Raw genomic sequence first — 19913 nt, 5'->3', positions numbered from 1 at the left:
AGATGAACGTGCGATTCGGATACGGGTCACCGGACGGGGTGCGGGACGTCGCCGCGATCCTGCGGCTCGCTGAGCAGGCCGATCGGGACGGGCTCGACCACGTCAGCCTGTCGGATCATCCGTACGTTCCGGACCTGCTCGACGGGTACGCCGCGATCGCGTTCCTTCTCGGCCGCACCGAGCGGCTGTCGGCGTTCGTGAACGTCACCAACCTGCCGCTGCGTCCCGCGCCGGTCCTCGCGCGTACGGCGACGTCGTTGTCGGCGCTGTCCGGTGGGCGCTTCGTGCTGGGGCTCGGCGCCGGTGGGGCGTGGGAGCGGATCACGACGATGGGCGTGCCGGAGCTGCGTCCGGCCGAGGCAGTCGAGGCGTTCGAAGAGGCGATGCAGTTGGTGCATTCGATGTCCGACGGCGGATCCCCGCAGCCGACGAAGCATTACCCGATCGGTGCGCTCCGGCCGGCCGCCGTACCGGCGCCCTTGATCTGGACCGGCTCCAACGGCCCGAAGTCACTCGCCGCGACCGGTCGCCAAGCCGACGGCTGGATCCCCGGCCGCGCCGCCGACTGGCTGAGCGAGCGCTACCGCTGGTCCCGCCCGATCATCGACGAGGCTGCGCTGTCCGTCGGTCGCAAACCGTCCGACGTCGCCACGATCTACAACTTCCCCGGCGCGATCACCGCGACCCCGCTCCGCCGTACCCGAGATGAAGACGGCCGCTGGATCGGCGGTTCGCCGTCCCAATGGGTCGAGGAACTCACCGACGCCATCCTCAACCACAACGCCGCCGGCTTCACCTTCTTCCCCCGCGGCGCGGACCCCTACGACGTCCAGCTGACCCGCTGGTCCCAGGAGGTAGTCCCCGCGGTCCGCTCGGCGATCACCTGATCTCGTAGTTCGCGTTGACGTACTGCGTGTGCTGCCGAAAGCCGTTCCGGTAAGTGATCCGCAACCCGCTCACCTTGAGCGGACGCTCCACACTCGTCACCCGCACCTTGAACAGGATCACCCGATCGCCGGGATCTCCGCTCAACCGATACCCGTCCACCGGCACGGACGCCACGCCGGTCGGGTCGCCGGCGCTGGGGTTCCCGGCGGTCCAGCTCATGTATGCGCCGCCGGGGAACGCGTCCCGCCGATAAACCCGAGCCTCGACAAACTTCAGTCCGTCATCCGCGACCCTCGGTACGACCTGCACCAGCTGGATCGGCTCGCGGACCTCCAGATCCGCCGCGTAGAAGTAGACGTCGACATCGCGCCCGGCCACCGGTAGGCCAACCGTCGTCTCGCCGTCACCCACCTTGATCGCGTTGCCCTGATTGCGGTCGACGAGCCGGCCGACGAGCAGTACTGCGACCAGAAGCCCAACCACGGCGATGATTCGTCCACGCATGTGTGCCCCCTTGGACACCGAGCGTACGGCGGGATCAGTCCAGGCTGGCGAGTTCTTCCGGTGAGAGCTGGAGGGCTGCGGCGGCGATGTTCTGCTCGAGATGGGACGGGTTGCCGGTGCCGGGGATGGCGAGGACGTTGGGGGAGCGGTGGAGGGTCCAGGCGAGGCGGACCTGCTGCGGGGTGACGTCGTGGGTGGCGGCGATCTTCTCGACGCCGGCCGAGTGGTCGGTGGTGGCGCCGCCTTCGCGGGACGAGCCGGCGATCGCGAAGAACGGGACGTAGGCGATGTCGCGCTCGGCGCAGAATTCGATCAGCTGGTCCTCGTCGCGACGTAGGTCGACGGCGTAGCTGTTCTGCACACAGACGACCGGCGCGATCGCGAGCGCCTCCTCGACGTGGTCGATCCGGACGTTCGAGACGCCGAGCCGGCGGATCAGGCCCTCGTCGCGGAGCTCCGCGAGCCAGCCGAAGCGTTCGGTGATCGAGTCCTCGCCGGGCTTCTTGACGATCCGCAGATTCACCACATCGAGCGCGTCGACGCCGAGCTGCCGCAGGTTCGTCTCCACCTGCTCCCGCAGTTCCGCGGCCGTCGTCGCGTTGTAGAACCCGCGCTCCGCATCGTCACCCGGCCCGACCTTCGTCGTGATGACGAGACCGTCCGGGTACGGCGCCAGCGCCTCGCGGATCAGCTCGTTCGCGTATCGCTTCTCGCCCTCACCGACCTGCAGCGTCCCACCCGGTGACGCGTAGAACGCGGCCGTGTCGATGTGATTCACCCCGAGCTCGACCGCGCGACGCAGTACCTGGATCGCGACCGACCGATCCGGGTTCGCCGTGATCCGCATGGCGCCGAAGCCCATCCGGTTGACGGTCACGTCGCCGAGCTTCCAGGTGCCGGCCGCTGCTGCTGTCGTCATTCCTCGATCGCCCCCCTCACCGCACGGAGGTGTTGCCGGAACGTCAAGGACGGATCGGCTGCCCGCGCGGCCAGGAACTCCGCGAACCGCACCTGCTCCCGCAGCGACCGGCCGGCCCGGATCTCGTCCGCCTGCCGATGCTCGGTGTCCCGGATCGACTCCGCCAGGCCGAACAGCTCGGCCACCCGATCCGCCGGGACGAAGAGCGCGCCGTCCTCATCGGCGAGTACGACGTCGTCTCCGGTCACCGTCCACTCGCCGATCGTTGCCTTGGACAACGCATCCGCGGGCTGCGGATCGAGCCGCAACGGCCCGGTCGGCAAGGCACCCAGGCTGAACACCGGCATCCCGATCGCGGTGATGTCGACGGTGTCGCGGTGCAGTCCCCAGATCACGATCCCCGCGATCCCGGCAGCCGCCGCCTCCAGCGCCACCAGATCGCCGACACAGGCCTCGTCGCGCCGGCCGCCGTTGTCCACGACGAGTACATCGCCCGCAGCCGCGGACTCGAACGCCTCCAGGAACACGTCCACGCTGCCCACATGCTGCGCCGGCAACACGCGCCCCGCGACCCGCTGACCGACGACAGCCGTCAGCGACACCGTCCGCACCGGCACACCCGCGCGAACACAGGCATCGGCAACATGCGCCGTGGTCAGTTCCGCAAACCGTTCCAGCATCCCCGGCCCCTCTCGATCGGCTCCCGAGACGACCTTAGGACAGGAAGGCAAGGATCTCGTCGAGAGCCGGCTCATACGTGGTGTCGACGGTGATGCTGGGGACCGGCAGGTCGACGGGCTGGAAGGAGTTGTGGGTTCGGAGCCGGGCGTCGGGGCTGATCTGGGCGTCCTCGTGCGCCGAGCGGCGCGGGTCGGAGCCGGAGCGGGCGGTGATCCGCGCGAGTGCGACCTCGGCCGGTACGTCGCAGTGCACGATCCGGATGTCCGCGCGGCCGAGCAGCGGGGTCAGTCCGGGGTTCCACAGCCGGTCCTGGAACGCCGCCTCCGCGACGACCGTCGTACCGCGGCCGATCAGCAGACCGATCACGTCGAAGAACGTCGAGAGTGTCCGCATCGTGAGCGGGTCCCCGGGCCCGGGGACGAATCCCGGCGTCGCGTGCGCCATGCCTTCCTTGATCTCGTCGCGGCAGATCGCCGGGCAGCCGATCGCGGTCGCGATCCGGTGCGCCAGCGTCGTCTTCCCGGTCCCGGGCGGACCGCTGACCACGACAAGCATCGGTTTCGAATGCACCCGCCGTACCTTAGCGGTGACCGTCGGCGCGCGGGGTAAAACCAGGTGAGAAAAGTGTCGGTGGGCGTGAATAGCGTTGGATCCGTGACGACGTACTCGGCGGTCCGGACGACCGGGATCTACTGCCGGCCCGGCTGTGGCGCCAAGCCGCTCGCGGAGAACGTGAGCACGTTCGAGCTGCCTGCCGCGGCCGAGGCGGCCGGGTATCGCGCCTGCCTGCGCTGCCGTCCGTATCGCGTCGCCGGGACGGTTGCGGACGAGGCGCCGGAGCTGGTCTGCCGCGCGGTGCAGTTGATCATCGCCGGCCTGCTGGACGAGTCCGGCGAGGAAGCGCTGGGGGCGCGGCTCGGGGTGTCGGCGCGGCACCTGCGGCGGATGTTCAACGACCACCTGGGCGTGACTCCGGATCAGTTCGCACGGTCGCGGCGGGCGCACTTCGCGCGCCGACTGCTGGACGACACCGATCTCAGCATCGCGGACGTCGCCTTCGCGTCGGGCTTCGGCAGTCTGCGGCAGTTCAACCGGGCGATGCGGGAGATCTTCCGCGCGTCACCGCGTGAGCTGCGCGATCGCCGGCGTCGCGGCGATCGCTTGGCCGCCGATGGAGGTTTGGTACTGCGACTGCCGTTCACACCGCCGTACGACTGGGAGGCGATGTGCGCGTTCCTGCAGGCGAGGGCGATCCCGGGCGTCGAGTCGGTCGAGGGCCGTGTGTATCGGCGGACGATCTCGATCGACGGTGAGCCGGGTGTGCTGGAGGTGGGCGCGGGCGGCGATGATCACCTGGTCCTTCGCGCGCATCTTCCGTTCTGGGAAGGCGTGATGCATGTCGTGGACCGGGCCGCGTGCCTGGTCGGTCTGGACTACGAGCCGGTCTCGGCCCGTGCGCAGCTGGCGGCGGATCCGGAGTTCGGGCCGTTGGTTGCGGCTCGGCCCGGCGTTCGGGTGCCGGGTGCGTGGGGTCCGTTCGAGGTTGCGGTTTCGGCGCTCGTCCGCGATCAGCTTCCACCGGAGGACGCGACCGAGGCGTTGCACAAGCTCGTCGAGGTGTACGGCGTACCCGTGCCCGGGCTCGATCACGGACTGACGCACGCCTTCCCCGGGCCGGCCGCGTTGACCAATGCCGAGCTGGTCGGTCCGCTCGCCCGCGAAGTTGCCGGTGGCAACATCATTCTCGACGCTGACGTGAAGACGTTGACGCGGGTGATGAGCAACCGCGCGGCACAAGAGGTCGCGCTCCGGCTCGGCGCGCGCGACGCTTGGCCCCTGGCAGGTGAGAGCGAGCGCCTCAAACCGTGGCGCTCGCTCGCCGCGGTCTATCAGCTGACCAGCGCGTCGTAGGTGCCGGTGGTCAGCAGTTCCTTTGCCGCAGTGGTTGCCAAGGCATAGGCCGCGCCGGTGATCGCCGGGCCCACGCTGATCCGGGCGACGCCGAGCTCTGCGAGTTCGCCGACGGTGGGAGCGCCCGGACCGACCATCACGTTGAGCGGCAGTGGCGATCCCTCGACGAGCTCCGCGATCGTCGCCGCGTCGACCACGCCGGGCACGAACAGGACGTCGGCACCCGCATCGGCGTACAGCTTCGCGCGTTCGAGCGTGCCGGTCTTGTCGCCGAACAGGTACGTATCGGTCCGTGCGTTGATCACCAGCTCGATGCCCGCGGCAACAGCCGCGGCCCGCGCCGCCTTGATCCGCTCGACGTGGACCGACGGATCATCGAGCACCCGCCCGGTGCTGTCCTCGAGGTTCACGCCGACCACGCCGGCCTCGAGTACGCCGGTCACCGTGCCCGCGACATCGCCGTACCCGGCCTCGATGTCAGCGGTCACAGGCACCGACACCGCCGCGCAGATCAACCGAAGCGCCGCGACCGCCGACTGCTGATCGAGCCCACCGGCATCGTCGACACCATGCGCCCAGGCAACACCCGCACTCGTCGTCGCGATCGCCTTCGCTCCCGCGGCCTCGATCGCTCGTGCCGAACCCGCATCCCACGCGTTCGGCAGCACGAGCGGCGGCCCCTCGTGCAGGGCACGCAACTGTCGTGCCAACTCGTTCTGCTCGCTCCGCATCCGCATCCTCCTGAGGTTTGTTCCTCAAGGTTCGCCTACCGCCGTGTCCTCGGTCTGGCCATATTCGGTCATGTACGTTGTCTCGTATTTCAAGACAATATGTCTCATAAATCAAGATTGTGGATTAGCGTGGACACTGTCGGAGAGGGCAAAGGAGCCTGGGATGAACAACGTGTACACGCACGGACATCACGAGTCGGTACTGCGATCGCACAGCTGGCGTACCGCGGAGAATTCGGCCGGCTATCTGCTGGCGCACCTGCGGCCGGGGATGTCGTTGCTCGACGTCGGCGCCGGTCCCGGCACGATCACCGCCGATCTCGCCCGCCTGGTCGAGCCCGGCCGGACCACCGCGCTGGAAGCCAATGACGCCGCGCTCGACATCACCAGGGCAACGTTCGCGGATCTGGACCTCGACGTGGAGTTCGTCGTCGGCGATGTGCACGCGCTGGAACTGCCGGACGATACGTACGACGTCGTGCACGCGCACCAAGTCTTACAGCACGTCGCAGATCCGGTGCAGGCCTTGCGCGAGATGCGCCGGGTCTGCAAGCCCGGCGGGATCGTCGCGGTCCGCGACTCGGACTACCACGGATTCGTCTGGTACCCGGAGCTATCCGAGCTGGACGAATGGATGGCGCTCTATCAGCGGATGGCCCGCGCCAACGGCGGCGAGCCGGATGCGGGCCGACGCCTCCTGTCCTGGGCCTTGGCCGCCGGCTTCGAAAACGTCGATGCGACGACGTCGACCTGGGCGTTCACCAACCCCGAGGACCGTGCGTTCTGGGGTGGCATGTGGGCGGATCGCATCCTCAAGTCCGCCCTCGCGGACCAGGCCCGCGCATCCGGCGTACCGGAGCAGCAGCTAGAAGCGATCTCGCAGGCTTGGCGGACGTGGACGACCACGCCGGACGCGACCATTTCCGTCCTGCACGGTGAACTACTGTGCCGGGCGTGAACGCTGGCGAGAGATCTCGTACAGCACTGCCGTTGCGGCGTTGGCCGCGTTGAGCGAGCTGGCCGAGCCGGTGATGGGGATGCGGACCAGGTGGTCGGCCGCTTCTTTCCAGGCCGTGCTCAGGCCGGCGGTCTCGTTGCCGATCAGGAGCAGGACCGGCTGCGTGAAGTCGAAGTCGTAGACGTCCGTCGATCCGTGCTCATCGGTGCCGACGACAACGATCGGGATCGAGGAACGGCGGACCCAGTCGAGGACCTCGCGATGGGATGGCGCGCGGACGGCGGGAACGGCGAACAGCGATCCCGTCGTCGCGCGGACCGCCTTCGGGTCGTACACGTCGGCCGCATGTCCGGTGACGATCAACCCGTCCGCGCCGAACGCATCCGCGGACCGGATGATCGACCCGATGTTCCCCGGCCCGGTCGGCCGGTCGAACACGACCCCGAGGAAGTCCGGCCGGACCGGGATACGGTCGAGATCGTCAGCCGGCAGCTCGAGTACGGCGATCAGCTCCGCCGCCTCGTCCTTCTCGCCGAGCTCGGCCAGCAGCTCCGGCGCCATCGCGACCCGCTCTACGTCCGGGAGTCGCCGCAGTAGCTCGGACGCCCACTTCGACAGCGGCCGGGAGGCGTCCGTGATCACCGTCCGCACCGGCCAACCGTTGTCTACGGCAACAGAAATCGGCCGCACACCCTGGACCAGGAACTCGCCGGCGCGCTGCCGCTTGGTCCGATTGGTCAGCGACGCCTGCCACACCTGGAACCTGGCGTTCCGCGACGAGATCCGTTGCACAGAACCACCTTAGTGTGCACGCCTGCGTCGTCGGCCCCGGTGCCTGAGCCGGAGCCCGCACCACAGAACCAGTGCAGGCAACCACAGCACCAGCAGCCATGGAAGTCGCCACCACCAGGAGCCGCCGTCGAACTTTGGCTGCTCGGGCGCGACCAACGGCCGCGCGGAGGTCGACCAGGCCAGGAACGCGTCCCCGATCGGCACCGCGCCGAACACGTACCGCTTGGTCTTCAACCCGGAGAGCGGAAGCCCGAGCAGCTCGCCCTCCCGTCCGAGCCGGTCCCCGAGCGGATCGTTGTGCACCCGCGCCGCTCCCATCGCAACGACGGTCGCGGACAGACTCATCCCGAACACCAGCGGCCCCGAATCAACGTCGCCCTTGCCGCCGGCGCCCTTCGGGTACTCGCGGACGCCGGCCCCGGTGACGAACTTGTCCTTGAAGATCTCGTACTGCGTTCGTGCGAACGTCGGGTCGATGTCGACGAGGAAGCGCTGGATCATCGCCTGCGACGAGCCGCGCGCACCGGACACCTGCGGCGCCACCTGATGCGGGAGCAGCCCGGTCGCCGGATCCAGCTTGGTCTTGGCCATCGTCACCCAGTTCCGCGCGATCTGCCCGAACCGCGGCGCGACCAATGCGTCGTACTGGCGTAGTGAAGCGATCGCGACGACCGAGTCGACGGGCCAGGCCTGACCTGGGTACGCCGCGAGGAACGGCGTCCTCGCGGTCCGGAACGCGGTGGCGAGCTCGACCGACTCGCTGGTGAACGTGTCGAGGTCGGCAGCGTCGGAGTGGCCGAGTGCGATCAGCCCGCCCCGCAACCAGTTCGTCCAACCCGCGTAGAAGACGCCGTACTGCGGTTGCAGCGACTCGTCGAAGGGCGCCGTACCGTCCGTGCCGGCGAGTCGATCGAGGGACCAGCGGACCTCGGCGGTCGCGTCGGCCGAGTGTGCCGGGTCGTCGAGACCGACCTGGACCCAGCTGAGTCCGTACAGCACGTTCAGGAAGAAATACCCCTCCGGAAACTGTTTCTGCGCAGCTCGATCCGCTCCGTCCTCGATCTCGGCCCGCAGGAATGCGAGCTGCTTGATCACGCCACCGGTGGGATCCAGAACCAGGCGTGCGGTGCCCACCCCCGCCACGAGCGTGGCGATCACCGCTACGCCGATGACGAGCTTGCGCAGCACCCGAACAAATCTAGGGCCCGTTCAGCGACTACTGGGAGTCGTGAAGGTGACGTTCAGGTTCCCAGTGTCGATTCCCGGGTGATCAGACGGGTAGGCAGCTCCATCGGGCCGTGATGGGCCGAGCCCGCGATCGCGTCGAGGAGCAGATTCGCCGTCCGCCGGCCGAGCTCCTCGAGCTCCATGTCGACGGTGGTGAGCGGCGGCCGGCTCGCGAGTGCCATCACCGACCAGTTGTCGTAACCGGTGACCGCGATGTCGTCCGGGACCGAGCGCCCCAGCTCGCGCAGCCGGTCGCAGACCCCGCGGGCGATCTGGTCGCTGCCGCAGGCGATCGCGTCGACGGCAGGGTGCGCCCGGAGCAGCACGTCGACCGCGTGCCGGCCCCAGCGTTCGCTCCACTCGCCGTGCAGCGGCTCACCGGCGAACGCGTCACCGGCCGCCTCGACGGTGGCCGCGGCGCGGACCTGCGCGCTGTGGTGGGAGTCGGGGCCGGTGACATGCGCGATCTTGGAGCGACCGAGCGACTGCAGGTGCCGCACGGCCGAGGCGGCGCCGCCGTGGTCGTCGACGATCACCGACGTGTCGTCCGGATCGGTCGACGGGCTGAATGCGTAGACGACCGGGATCGGTACGTCGATCGGCGCTCGCGGCTCGGTCCGCCGACCGGTGACGATGATGCCGTCTACCCGGCGGGAGACCAGCGACTTCAGGTAGTGCTGCTCGCGCAGCGGGTCGTCCCTGGTGTCACAGAGCACGAGCGCCATCTCGCCGGCGCTCAGCGCGTCCTCCGCGCCGAGCATGATCGGGATGCTGAACCGCCCGGAGCTGTCGGTCGTGATCAGTCCGACCGTGAAGCTCCGCCCGGACGACAACGCCCGGCCGCGGCTGTCCGGTGTGAACCCGAGCTGCTCGGCGGCCCGTCGCACCCGCTCGCGGGTCTCCTCGCGGAGCTGACCGGTGTCGTTGAGAGCCTTCGACGCTGTGCTCGTGGAGACACCCGCCAAGGCGGCCACGTCGGTGATCCGCGGCTGCGAGCGCAGCGGTGACGCCATCCGGCAACTCCTTTCCGAGGTTTCCGGAAGTCTAGCCCCAAGGGTTGACCGCCGCCACCAACGGCTCTACCTTCGTCCAGGAAAACGTGTTCTGAATTTTCCTAACTCAGGAGCCGCGAGAGATGAGTGCAGTCACCCGCAGCCCGGCCGCCACGACCAAGGGGCGCCGGCGCCCCCTCGGACTCGGCCAGGCCACGATCACCGGCGGCTTCTGGGCGCCGCGGCAGACCCGTAACGGTCTCGACGCGATCCCCAGCGGCCAGGACCAGCTCGAGAAGGCCGGCAACCTGCAGAACCTCCGCCTGGCCGCCGGCATCGGCGAGGGCGAGGCGATCGGTCCGGTCTTCGCCGACTCCGACGTCTACAAATGGCTCGAGGCCGCGGCCTGGGAGTACGGGCGCAACCCGGACGAGGACCTGCTCAAGCGCATCCGCGATCTGACCGCCGTGGTCGCGGCCGCGCAGCGCGAGGACGGGTACCTCGACTCGGTCGTCCAGCTCAGGTACGGCGATGAAGGGCGCTACCAGCAGCTCGTCTGGAGCCACGAGCACTACTGCGCGGGCCACCTGATCCAGGCCGCGGTCGCCCAGGTCCGCTGCACCGGCGACACCGCCCTGCTCGAGGTTGCGACCAAGCTCGCGGATCATCTGGTGGCGACGTTCGGCGACGGCAAGACCGTTGACGTCGACGGCCACCCGGTGATCGAGATGGCCCTGGTCGAGCTTTATCGAGAAACCGGTACGGCGGCGTACCTCGACCTGGCCAAGTGGTTCGTCGAGGCGCGCGGGCACGGAATCATCGAGAACCACGGCCACTCGCCGACGTACTTCTCCGACCGCGTCCCGGTCCGCGAGGCGACGACGGTCGAGGGGCATTCGGTCCGCGCGGTCTACCTGGCGGCCGGCGCGACCGACGTCGCGCTGGAGACCGACGACGCGGAGCTGCTCGACGCGCTGAAGCGGCAGTTCGACCACATGTGGTCGACGAAGACCTACGTCACCGGCGGTCTCGGTGCGCGGTGGGAGGGCGAGGCCTTCGGCGACGAGTACGAGCTGCCGGCGGACCGCGCGTACGCGGAGACCTGCGCGGCGATCGGCGGTATCCAGTGGGCGTGGCGGATGCTGCTCGCGACGGGCGAGGCGTCGTACGCCGACGCGATCGAGCGGATGCTCTACAACGGCTTCCTCGCTGGTGTGTCGTTGGCCGGTACGGAGTACTTCTATGTGAACCCGCTGCAATTGCGCGGGGCGGCGCACCCGGACAACGGGCGCAGTCCGGCGCTCGGTCGACGCGGCTGGTTCGACTGCGCCTGCTGCCCGCCGAACATCATGCGCACCCTGGCGAGCCTCGACGGCTACCTGGCCACTGCCACCGACGACGCCATCCAGATCCACCAGTACGCCACCGGCGTGATCGGCGACCTGCAGGTGGAGACCGCGTACCCATGGGACGGCACGGTTCGCATCACGGCTCCGAAACCGACCGTTGTCGAGCTCCGCATTCCTGGGTGGGCGGAGGGCGCGACCGTGAACGGTGATCCGGTCGCCGCCGGTGGGTATGCCCGGGTAGAAGCAGCCGAGATCGAGCTGCACCTGCCGCTCACACCTCGCGTAGTAGGCGCCGATCCGCGCGTCGACGCAGTGCGCGGGTGCGTAGCGCTCGAGCGCGGACCGTTGGTGTACGCCGTCGAGCAGGCCGACAACGAGGCAGACGTAGACGACCTGCACTTGTTGCCTGAGGCACCTACCGCCGAGGAGTCGGAACTGCTGGACGGAGTCACCGTTCTGAAGGGCCGGGGCCGCCGAGGTGAGGGGCATCGGCCGGGATGGCCGTTCGTCGTCGACGCTCAGGATGTCCTGGGCGACGAGGTCGACGTGACCGCGGTGCCGTACTACGCATGGGCCAACCGGGAGATCGGTGCCATGCGGGTCTGGCTTCCCAGGGGCTGACATGGTCACTCGTCGGCAGTTCCTCGGCCTTGCGGCCGGAGCGACCACGGCCGGTCTGCTTCCGGGCTGTAGCTCGGTCCTGCCCGAACCCGACGTCCAGGCGGCGGGTTTCGGGCAGGAGGCCACCGGCACCGTACAGGTGTGGTGCCGGGCGGCAACCCAGAGCGGTCTGACCGACCTGGTGAAGAAGTTCAACGCGTCCCAGGACCGGCTCACCGTCGAGCTGACGCCGGTCCTGGACGCGCAGTACGTGACCAAGCTGGCGACCGCGATCCGCGGCCGGAGTGTGCCGGACCTGGTCGACATCGACGACATCAACTCGATGCTGTTCATCTACCGCGACGCGTTCACCGATCTGACCGAACCGCTGGCCGCGCTCGACTTCCGGGACAAGCTCAGCCCGGGTCACCTGCGGCTGGCGACGAAGAACGAGCGGGTGTACGGCGTTCCGTACCTCGCGGACAACTCGATGTTCTGGTTCAACACCGAGCTGTGCGACCGCGCCGAGGTCGATCCGGACGAGGCGGTGAAGTCGTTCGACAACTTGCTCGACGCGGCCAAGAAGCTCCGCAAGCTCGGGGACGACATCTACGCGTGGAGCTTCCCGGCGAACAGCCCGGGCGCGCTCGGGTTCGTCGTACAGCCGATGGTGTGGGCCGCGGACACCGACCTGATCCAGGGCACGATCGGCAGCCAGTCCGGGCACATCGTCGGGAACGACGTCGTCCAGCGGATGCTCGAGCTGCACCGGCAGTTGTGGGTCGACGGATTGGTGCCGAGGGCAAACTTCTCCGACGACGCGTCCCGGTGGGGCAGCGACTTCCGGGCCGGCAAGATCGGCATCTTCCCGTCGAACTACAGCGTGGTCGTGTCGGCTTCCGACGATGCCTTCCACAAGAAGGTCACACCGCGACTGTTGTCCGGGCCGGACGGCGGTTCGGCCTTCTTCGACGGCGGCGACAACATGTGCATCCCCCGCGGCGCTCGCAATGCGTCGGGGGCGTGGGAGTTCGTGCGGTTCGCACTGGATCTGCCACAACAGATCGATCTGCCGGCCGGTGGCTATACGCCGGTTCGGTCCGACGCTCGGACGCCGGAGTTCGCGAAGAAGTATCCGCTGGCGACCCTGCCCCTGGAGCGCATCCAGGAGGGCTACGCGCCGACGACGCTGTCCTACAACCTCCTCTACAACCAGCCGGACGGGCCGTGGCTGCAGATGTTCCGCCGCGCCGTGTTCGACGGCGAGCTGGAGGCCGCCATGAAGGAAGCCCAGCAGAACTACGACCGCATCCTGAAACAGGGGCAGGCATGAGTACACCACGGTCCTCCTTGACGCACCCGGGGCGTACCGGGCTGCTGCTGGTCACCCCCGCGGTGCTCTTCGTCGGCGTGTTCGTGCTCGTGCCGCTGGCGTTCGCGTTGGTGATCTCGCTGACCAACTGGCCGCTGATCGGCTCGGTGAAGTTCACCGGACTGAAGAACTACACCGCGATCGTCTCGGATGCCGCCTTCGCCAAGTCCGTCCTCTACACGCTGCTCTACACGGTCATCGTGACCGGGCCGATCCTGGTGCTCGGCTACGCACTCGCAATCCTGGTACGCCGCAAGCGCCGGGGCTCCACCCTGTTGCGAACGGTCTTCTTCCTCCCGTTCGTCGTCGGACTGTCGACGCTCAGCTTCGTCACGGTGCTCGAGGCGCAGCCGGAGAGCGGCGTGATCAACATCGTGCTGAAGAAGCTCGGGATCACCGACGGTACGACGGCCTGGCTGGTGTCCGGACCGCTCGCGACCGGACTGATCTGTGTGCTGGTCATCTGGGCAGTCAGCGGGCTGACGATGATGCTGCTGATGGCCGGTATGCAGGCCATCCCGCGGGAGTACTACGAGTCGGCCGAACTGGACGGTGCCGGCTGGTGGAAGACCGAGCGGGAGATCACGATCCCGATCCTGCGACGCACGATCGCGATGGCCGTGATCATCTCGGTGATCGGCTCGCTGCTCGCGTTCTCGCAGTTCTACATCCTGACCCGCGGCGGGCCGGGTACCGACACCACGACGGTGGTCCAGTACATCTACAACCGGGCCTTCGTCCAGCTGCAGCTCGGTGCCGCGACCGCGCTGTCGATCGTGCTCGTCATCGTGGTCGGCCTCGTCACCGCGGCCCAGTTCCGGCTGCTTCGGGAGAAGGACTGATGAGACTCAAGAACACCTTCTACGTCATCGGCGGCGGCGGCGCCTTACTCGTCTTCGCCGTACCGTTGCTGTGGGCACTCTTCCGGTCGGTGCAGCCGAACGACGTGATCGTCGCGGCGCCGAACGCATCGACGTTCTTCCATCTGACCTGGGACAACTTCCGGACGCTGATCGAGGGCCCGGGCAACCTGATCCGGGCCGTCGGCAACAGTCTGATCGTTGCCTTGAGCACCGCCATCCTGACGGCGGTGCTGGCGACGTTCGCCGGGTACGGGTTCGCGCGGTTCCGGTTCCGGAGCGCGCCGCTGCTGTTCGCGCTCGTCGTGGTGTCGATGATGATCCCGTTCCAGGCGATCCTGACCCCGCTGTACCTGGAGATGAACACGCTCCGGCTGACGGACAGCCTGCTCGGGCTGGTGCTGTTCTACACCACGGTCAACCTGCCGTTCGGCGTCTTCGTGATGCGGAACTCGTTCGCCTCGGTCCCGGTCGAGCTCGAGGACTCCGCCCACGTCGACGGCTGCGGCACGCTGCGGATGCTCGGCTCGGTGTTACGTCCGTTGATCATGCCGGGCGCGGCGACCGTCGCGCTCTACGCGTTCCTGGCCGCGTGGACCGAGTTCCTCGGGGCCTTGACGTTCCTGACGAAGGACAGGCTCTACACGCTGCCCGTCGCGCTGGTGAACGTCCAGGCCGGCGCGTACGGCGAGATCAACTTCGGCTCACTCGTGGCCGGCGCGGTGATCGCGATGATCCCCTGCGTGATCCTCTACATCGGCCTGCAGCGCTTCTACGTCACCGGCCTCGCCTCGGGGGCCGTCAAAGGCTGACTTTGAGCACGCACCAACCATTTCACCGGGTCCGAAGTGGTTGGTGCGTGCACAAGGTCAAAGGCTGGGGCGGATCTCGTGGTCGGAGTGGGCGGCGGCGTGGGCCTCGCCGACCTGGCGGCACAGGGCCATCAGGTCGGCCTCGTTCAGGACGTGCTGCTTGGCCTTCGGGCCGAGGTCGGTGATGTGGTCGCGGGCGCGGACCAGTCGCTGGAAGACCCGCTCCCGCTCGTCCGGGTCGTCGGTGTACTCCGGGTCGAGGTAGGCGTTCGCGTCGCGGCGGATGTGGGCCATCGCGGTCTGCGTCCGCCCGCGGGTGCTGAACAGTGAGGCGAAGATCGTGATCAGCAGGACGACCAGGATCACCGCCAGTGAGAGACCGGTGCTGATCTCGACCACCTCGACGTGCTCGCCGCCGTTCACGAACGGGAGGTTGTTCTCGTGCAGCGCGTGCAGGATCAGCTTGGCGCCGATGAACATCAGGATCGCGGCCAGTCCGAACGACAGGTAGATCAGCCGGTCCAGCAGGCCGTCGAGCAGGAAGAACAGCTGTCGCAGGCCGAGCAGGCTGAACGCGGTCGCGGTGAACACGACGTACACGTTCTGGGTCAGGCCGAAGATCGCCGGGATCGAGTCGAGCGCGAACAGCAGGTCGGTGGCGCCGATCGCGACCATCACCAGCAGCATCGGCGTCAGCATCCGGCGGCCGTCGACCACGGTGGTCAGCCGGTCGCCGTCGTACTCCTCGCTGGTCCGGAAGAGCCGGCGGGCCAGCCTGACGACGATGTTCTGCGCCTGGTGCGACTCCTCGGTCTCCGGCTTGAGCATGTTGCCGGCGGTCAGCAGCAGGGCGACCCCGAACAGGTAGAACACCCAGGAGAACGTGTGCAGCAGCGCCGACCCGGCGAAGATGAACGCCGCCCGCGCGATCAGGCTGACCACGATCCCGACCAGCAGCACCTTCTGCTGGTTCTCGCGGGGCACCCGGAAGCCGGTCATGATGATCAGGAACACGAACAGGTTGTCGACCGAGAGCGCCTTCTCCGTGACGTACCCGGCGAAGTACTCCGAACCCAACTCCGCGCCGCCGATGATCAGCGCGCCGAGACCGAACAGGACCGCGATCCCGACGTACAGCGAGGACCAGACCGCGGCCTCGCGCAGCGTCGGGACGTGCGCCGACCGGACGTGGAAGAAGTAGTCGAACAGCAGCAGGCCGGCAATCGCCAGCAACGTCAGCACCCAGACCAGCGGGGACACCGTCATGTCGTAACCCAACCATGGCGGGCCGGTGAGATTCCCGGGATGGAATAAAATTGCCTAAAAGGCATCTTTGCTCTTTCGGCAACTTCTGCTACCGTCGGGTCATGGCCGAAGGGTTGCGGGAGCGGAAGAAGCAGGAGACGCGGATCGCGTTGAGCTGGGCGGCGGTCCGGCTCGCCGTCGAGCGCGGGTACGGCGCGGTCCGGATCGAGGACATCGCCGCGGAGGCCGGGGTCTCGCTGCGGACGTTCCGCAACTACTTCGACAGCAAGGCGGACGCGATCGCCGCGCGCGAGGTGGATCGCAGCCTGAAGATCGCCGAGGAGTTGCGGGCGCGACCGGCCGACGAGCCGCTGTGGGTGGCGATCCGGGCCGCGATCGAGGCTCATTTCGCGCTCGGCGCGGAGGGTCACGGCGGACGGACGCCGCCGGATGAGCAATGGGTCAAGGGCATCCGGGTGATGATGACCGAGCCCGCACTGCAGGGTGCGATCGCGCGGGCGTACGCGCGGGTCGGCGAGGAGATGGCCGCCGCGATCGCCGACCGCACCGGCACCACCGGGATGTATCCGCGGCTGGTGGCCGAGGTCATCGGCGCGGTCCGGGGCGTCGTGATGGCCGAGTGGATGCGGGCCGACCCGCCGCGATCGATCGCCGACCTGCTGTCCGAGGCACTCGACCAGGTCGAAGCCGGCCTGCCGGCGCCTGAATAAACCAATTCGTTGATCCCCTGGCGAGTCGCCGGGGTGGTCAGTCATGCCTCAACGGAGGAACGCCATGGATGCCGAAGTCGTCATTGCCGGGGCCGGACCGAACGGCCTCATGCTCGCGATCGAACTGCGCTTGGCCGGGGTCCGGCCACTGGTCCTGGAACGGCTGCCCGAACCCAACTCCACTCCCCGCGCGAACGGCCTGGTCGGCCAGGTTGTGCGGATGCTCGACCGGCGTGGGCTGTACGAGCGTCTCGCCGGTACGCCGGGTCCGCCGCAACCGCAAGCGGCGTACATCTTCGGGGCCATGCAGCTGCCGCTCTCGGAGCTCGAGGACAATCCCGTGTATTTGCTGCCCGTTCCTCAAATCCGGGTCGAGGCTGTACTCCGCGAGCGTGCGCTCGAGCTCGGCGCCGAGATTCGGCAGGGTCATGAGCTGTCCGGCCTGTCGCAGGATGCGGACTCGGTCACGGTCGAGGTCACTGGTCCGGATGGGGTCTACGAGCTGCGGACCCGCTATCTCGTCGGCGCCGACGGCGGCCACAGCCTCACCCGCAAGCTGGCTGGCATCGACTTCCCGGGCGTGACCAACGACCGCATGGTCTCCCGGACGGCGAGTGCCCTGGTGCCGCCGGAGCTCATCGACCCGGAGACCGGTGCGCTGACGATTCCGGGATACGGCGTGATCCCGCCGTTCATGCATCACCGGACCGAGCGCGGGATGTTCGTGTTCGCGCCGTTCCCCGGGCGAGAAGCGGTGAGTACGGGAGAGTGGGACGATCCTGCCGATGGCAGCGAGATGACGTTCGAGGAGCTTCAGGCGAGCGCGGATCGCGTACTCGGTGTGCATCTCCCGCTGACGCCGCCGGACGGTGACGGGCCACGGGTGCTGCGCCGGCTCGTCGGTGGCAACAGCCGCCTGGCCGACCGGTACCGCGAAGGGCGGGTGCTGCTGGTCGGTGATGCCGCCCACGTTCACTCCGCGATGGGCGGGCCTGGGTTGAACCTCGGGTTGCAGGATGCGATCAATCTGGGCTGGAAGCTGGCGGCCGAGGTGCAGGGCAGGGCGCCGGAAGGTCTGCTCGACACGTACGAGTCGGAGCGGCGGCCGGTGGGGGAGCGGGTCGTGATGCAGACGCAGGCGCAGACCGCATTGATTGCTCCAGGCAATGAAGTGACGGCGCTGCGGGAACTGTTCGGCGAGCTACTGACCGAGCCGCGGAACGTCCAGCGGATCGCGGAGCTGATCACCGGCGCGGATGTTCGGTATCACGACGGCCCGCACCCGCTGATCGGCCGCTGGGCGCCGGATCTGATGATCGGCTCGACGCGGTTGGCCGAGCTGATGCGCACTGGCCGTCCGCTCCTTGTGGACCTCACCGCCGACGGTTCGTTTGCTGCCACCGACGTACCTTCTGGGATCGAGGTGGTCACCGGTCGTGGTGAGCGGCCGATCGCGTTGCTCATCCGGCCCGACGGGTACGTCGCGTGGGCCGCGGAGCAGGACGGGGTTGCCGAGCGGGACGGTCTGCGGGATGCGCTGGCGCAGTGGTTTCAGGCGCGGCCTTTGACGAGCGCGACCAGGTAGCGGCACGGCGTCGTACCCGGGTTGTGGAAGGTTGTCGCCGAGGGTGGGCCGAGCTGCAGGCAGTCGCCGGTGTGCAGTTCGTGGACCTGCGGTCCTTCGTGGAAGCGGAGTTGCCCGTCGAGGATCCACAGCTGCTGGTATTTGAAGATGTAGGCGTCGGCCGGATACGAGACCGATGCGCCGGCCGGGAGCTCGACCTCGACCAGCTCCAGCGTCGATTCGGTCACCGGGGACACCGCGCGGCGGTGGTATCCGGTGACCGGGTCCGTCCAGACGGGCTGGTCGGCCGCCCGGCGCAACAGCTCGCCGGTGTTCTCCGCGCGGGCGACGAGTTCGGACAACGTCATACCGAGAGCTCCCGACAACTTCCCCAGCAGTACGGCGGTGGGCTGGGCCTCGCCGCGCTCGATCTTCCCGATCATCGCCCGCGATACCCCCGACCGCTCCGCCAGCGCGTTCACGGACAGGTCCTGCGCTGTGCGCGCTTGCTGCACGGTGGCGGCCAGAGAACGAGACAAATCGTCAATCACGTTGCCACTATAGCGGCAGTTGTGGCTACTATCGTGCCATGGTTCAGGTTAGAGACGGCTCGGCGGTCGACGCCGAGGCCTGCGCGGCGATCTACGCCCCCTACGTCACCGACTCCGCCATCACCTTCGAGATCGACCCGCCCGGTCCTGATGAGATGGCCTCGCGGATCGCTCAAGCACAGTCGACCCATGCGTGGCTGGTCGCCGAGGACGAGGGCCGCGTCGTCGGCTACGCGTACGGCGGGCCGATGAAACCGCGCGCGGCGTACCGCTGGTCCTGCGAAGTCAGCGTCTACCTGGAAGCAGGTCGCCGCCGCACCGGCGCCGGCCGCGCCCTCTACGAGGCCCTCTTCACTCGCCTCACCGAACGCGGCTATCGCACCGCCGTAGCCGGCATGACGCTACCGAACCCCGCCAGCGAAGGTCTCCACAAGTCGCTGGGCTTCGAGCCGATCGGCACCTACCGGAACATCGGCTGGAAACTCGACAACTGGCACGACGTCGCCTGGGTCCAGCGCCCGCTGGCCGTGCTCCCCGATCCCCCCACCGAACCCATCTAGTTCTTCGTGGGGTCTGTCATGGGTGGGCAATCGTCGCCTGGCTTGGTGACCAGTTCGAAGTGCCAGATTTCGTTGGAGAGGGTTTGGCAGAGGCCGTAGCGGCTGCCGTGGCGGATCAGCCAGTCGTCGGCCTTGGTGGGACCGATGTCTACGGCGTGGCCGGTTACGTGGTGCGAGGCGTCGGGTTCGGCGACGTACTCGAGGGCCTTCTTCTTGCTGCCGTACTTGCGGATCGCCTTGTCCAGCAGCTCTTCCTGGTACTTCTTGCTGCGCCAGCCCGTGGTGACCTGCATCTTGATGCCGTCGTCCTTCATGGCGGTCTCGGCTTGCTGGACCGCCTTGCGGAGTGCCGGGTCCAGTTTGGCGATGCCCGGAAGGTCGGTGTCGTACGCCGACGTGTGATCCGGGAGTACGCCGTCTGCCGCGCGAGGAGGTCCGCTCGAGCCTGACGCCGACGGGGTCGCGTCGTCCTGGGCGGAGACCGTCGTGCACGAGGTCAGAGTGAGACAGGTGACTGCGGCAACGATCGCCAGGACGGTTGTCCGGTTGGCAATGTGGTGATCGGTCAGCATGCCTCACAGTTCATCCAAGGCGACGTTGCGAGAGCGTCTGCAAATCCGGATACGTTTTCGATACGCCCGGCCGAGCTCGACCAGCAGTACGGCG

Annotated in this window: 21 protein-coding genes; 10 read left to right on the top strand and 11 right to left on the bottom strand. The window is 68.2% G+C overall.

Features of this window, described 5'->3' with window-relative positions; genetic code table 11:
• Positions 1 to 2: 2 nt before the first annotated feature.
• Entirely contained in the window at positions 3 to 887 is an 885-nt protein-coding gene (locus AB0J62_RS06440; RefSeq protein ID WP_363865020.1) for an LLM class flavin-dependent oxidoreductase, read from the top strand.
• On the opposite strand, the gene AB0J62_RS06435 is transcribed toward AB0J62_RS06440, so the two are convergent.
• The 4 genes from AB0J62_RS06435 to AB0J62_RS06420 are packed head-to-tail and all read right to left on the bottom strand — an operon-like array spanning position 880 to position 3562.
• Complete coding sequence (locus tag AB0J62_RS06435) at positions 880 to 1392, bottom strand: hypothetical protein (RefSeq protein WP_363865018.1); 513 nt, start codon at positions 1390 to 1392, stop codon at positions 880 to 882. The two genes, AB0J62_RS06440 and AB0J62_RS06435, sit on opposite strands and share 8 nt — an antisense overlap.
• 34 nt (positions 1393 to 1426) lie before the next feature.
• Positions 1427 to 2311 (bottom strand): oxidoreductase, encoded by an 885-nt coding sequence (locus AB0J62_RS06430; protein ID WP_363865016.1) that lies wholly within the window; start codon positions 2309 to 2311, stop codon positions 1427 to 1429.
• The gene (locus tag AB0J62_RS06425) at positions 2308 to 2991 is read right to left on the bottom strand and encodes an RraA family protein (RefSeq protein WP_363865014.1); all 684 of its coding nucleotides are present in this window, start codon (positions 2989 to 2991) and stop codon (positions 2308 to 2310) included. The genes AB0J62_RS06430 and AB0J62_RS06425 overlap by 4 nt, the downstream gene beginning before the upstream one ends.
• Before the next feature lie 34 nt (positions 2992 to 3025).
• Positions 3026 to 3562, bottom strand: coding sequence for an AAA family ATPase (locus AB0J62_RS06420; protein ID WP_363865012.1), 537 nt, complete (start codon positions 3560 to 3562; stop codon positions 3026 to 3028).
• 84 nt (positions 3563 to 3646) lie between these two features.
• Between AB0J62_RS06420 and AB0J62_RS06415 the strand changes: the two genes are divergently transcribed.
• Positions 3647 to 4903 carry an AlkA N-terminal domain-containing protein gene (locus AB0J62_RS06415; RefSeq protein ID WP_363865010.1) on the top strand — a complete coding sequence of 419 codons (1257 nt, stop codon included), beginning with the start codon at positions 3647 to 3649 and terminating at the stop codon, positions 4901 to 4903.
• On the opposite strand, the gene AB0J62_RS06410 is transcribed toward AB0J62_RS06415, so the two are convergent.
• On the bottom strand, positions 4882 to 5634 hold the full coding sequence (locus AB0J62_RS06410; RefSeq protein ID WP_363865008.1) for an isocitrate lyase/phosphoenolpyruvate mutase family protein: 753 nt from the start codon (positions 5632 to 5634) through the stop codon (positions 4882 to 4884). The genes AB0J62_RS06415 and AB0J62_RS06410 overlap by 22 nt on opposite strands.
• Positions 5635 to 5797: 163 nt before the next feature.
• Here AB0J62_RS06410 and AB0J62_RS06405 point away from each other — a divergent pair, with 163 nt between their 5' ends.
• Positions 5798 to 6592: a methyltransferase domain-containing protein gene (locus tag AB0J62_RS06405; RefSeq protein ID WP_363865006.1), complete on the top strand. Its 795-nt coding sequence runs from the start codon at positions 5798 to 5800 to the stop codon at positions 6590 to 6592.
• On the opposite strand, the gene AB0J62_RS06400 is transcribed toward AB0J62_RS06405, so the two are convergent.
• From AB0J62_RS06400 to AB0J62_RS06390, 3 genes are read right to left on the bottom strand one after another with little or no spacing between them, the layout of a single operon-like run.
• A complete protein-coding gene (locus AB0J62_RS06400) occupies positions 6575 to 7384 on the bottom strand; it encodes a TrmH family RNA methyltransferase (protein ID WP_363865004.1) in 810 nt (269 codons plus the stop codon). The genes AB0J62_RS06405 and AB0J62_RS06400 overlap by 18 nt on opposite strands.
• Positions 7385 to 7393: 9 nt before the next feature.
• Entirely contained in the window at positions 7394 to 8572 is a 1179-nt protein-coding gene (locus AB0J62_RS06395) for a hypothetical protein (RefSeq protein ID WP_363865002.1), read from the bottom strand.
• Between the two features lie 53 nt (positions 8573 to 8625).
• Positions 8626 to 9624, bottom strand: a complete 999-nt coding sequence (locus AB0J62_RS06390) for a LacI family DNA-binding transcriptional regulator (protein ID WP_363865000.1) — start codon at positions 9622 to 9624, stop codon at positions 8626 to 8628.
• A gap of 122 nt (positions 9625 to 9746) precedes the next feature.
• Between AB0J62_RS06390 and AB0J62_RS06385 the strand changes: the two genes are divergently transcribed.
• The 4 genes from AB0J62_RS06385 to AB0J62_RS06370 are packed head-to-tail and all read left to right on the top strand — an operon-like array spanning position 9747 to position 14596.
• Positions 9747 to 11573 carry a beta-L-arabinofuranosidase domain-containing protein gene (locus AB0J62_RS06385; RefSeq protein WP_363864998.1) on the top strand — a complete coding sequence of 609 codons (1827 nt, stop codon included), beginning with the start codon at positions 9747 to 9749 and terminating at the stop codon, positions 11571 to 11573.
• A gap of 1 nt (position 11574) precedes the next feature.
• Positions 11575 to 12885: a substrate-binding domain-containing protein gene (locus AB0J62_RS06380; RefSeq protein ID WP_363864996.1), complete on the top strand. Its 1311-nt coding sequence runs from the start codon at positions 11575 to 11577 to the stop codon at positions 12883 to 12885.
• On the top strand, positions 12882 to 13766 hold the full coding sequence (locus tag AB0J62_RS06375) for a sugar ABC transporter permease (protein WP_363864994.1): 885 nt from the start codon (positions 12882 to 12884) through the stop codon (positions 13764 to 13766). Before AB0J62_RS06380 ends, AB0J62_RS06375 begins: the two co-directional genes overlap by 4 nt.
• A complete protein-coding gene (locus AB0J62_RS06370; protein WP_363864992.1) occupies positions 13766 to 14596 on the top strand; it encodes a carbohydrate ABC transporter permease in 831 nt (276 codons plus the stop codon). The genes AB0J62_RS06375 and AB0J62_RS06370 overlap by 1 nt, the downstream gene beginning before the upstream one ends.
• 57 nt (positions 14597 to 14653) lie before the next feature.
• Here the strand turns inward: AB0J62_RS06370 and AB0J62_RS06365 are convergent, their stop codons facing one another.
• The gene (locus AB0J62_RS06365; RefSeq protein WP_363864990.1) at positions 14654 to 15862 is read right to left on the bottom strand and encodes a TerC family protein; all 1209 of its coding nucleotides are present in this window, start codon (positions 15860 to 15862) and stop codon (positions 14654 to 14656) included.
• A 101-nt stretch (positions 15863 to 15963) separates the two neighbouring features.
• Between AB0J62_RS06365 and AB0J62_RS06360 the strand changes: the two genes are divergently transcribed.
• Together AB0J62_RS06360 and AB0J62_RS06355 are read left to right on the top strand one after the other, a co-directional pair.
• A complete protein-coding gene (locus tag AB0J62_RS06360) occupies positions 15964 to 16572 on the top strand; it encodes a TetR family transcriptional regulator (RefSeq protein ID WP_363864988.1) in 609 nt (202 codons plus the stop codon).
• A 64-nt stretch (positions 16573 to 16636) separates the two neighbouring features.
• Complete coding sequence (locus tag AB0J62_RS06355) at positions 16637 to 18157, top strand: FAD-dependent monooxygenase (protein WP_363864986.1); 1521 nt, start codon at positions 16637 to 16639, stop codon at positions 18155 to 18157.
• Here the strand turns inward: AB0J62_RS06355 and AB0J62_RS06350 are convergent.
• On the bottom strand, positions 18124 to 18687 hold the full coding sequence (locus tag AB0J62_RS06350; RefSeq protein WP_363864984.1) for an XRE family transcriptional regulator: 564 nt from the start codon (positions 18685 to 18687) through the stop codon (positions 18124 to 18126). The genes AB0J62_RS06355 and AB0J62_RS06350 overlap by 34 nt on opposite strands.
• A gap of 38 nt (positions 18688 to 18725) precedes the next feature.
• Here AB0J62_RS06350 and AB0J62_RS06345 point away from each other — a divergent pair, with 38 nt between their 5' ends.
• A complete protein-coding gene (locus tag AB0J62_RS06345; RefSeq protein WP_363864982.1) occupies positions 18726 to 19247 on the top strand; it encodes an N-acetyltransferase family protein in 522 nt (173 codons plus the stop codon).
• Here the strand turns inward: AB0J62_RS06345 and AB0J62_RS06340 are convergent.
• Entirely contained in the window at positions 19244 to 19819 is a 576-nt protein-coding gene (locus tag AB0J62_RS06340; RefSeq protein ID WP_363864980.1) for a M15 family metallopeptidase, read from the bottom strand. The genes AB0J62_RS06345 and AB0J62_RS06340 overlap by 4 nt on opposite strands.
• Between the last annotated feature and the right edge of the window lie 94 nt (positions 19820 to 19913).

Origin of the sequence: Kribbella sp. NPDC049584 (assembly GCF_040675555.1) — a bacterium.
Classification (GTDB): domain Bacteria; phylum Actinomycetota; class Actinomycetes; order Propionibacteriales; family Kribbellaceae; genus Kribbella.
The sequence above is the reverse complement of the archived record's forward strand: the minus strand, read 5'-3'. Positions and strand labels throughout refer to the sequence as shown.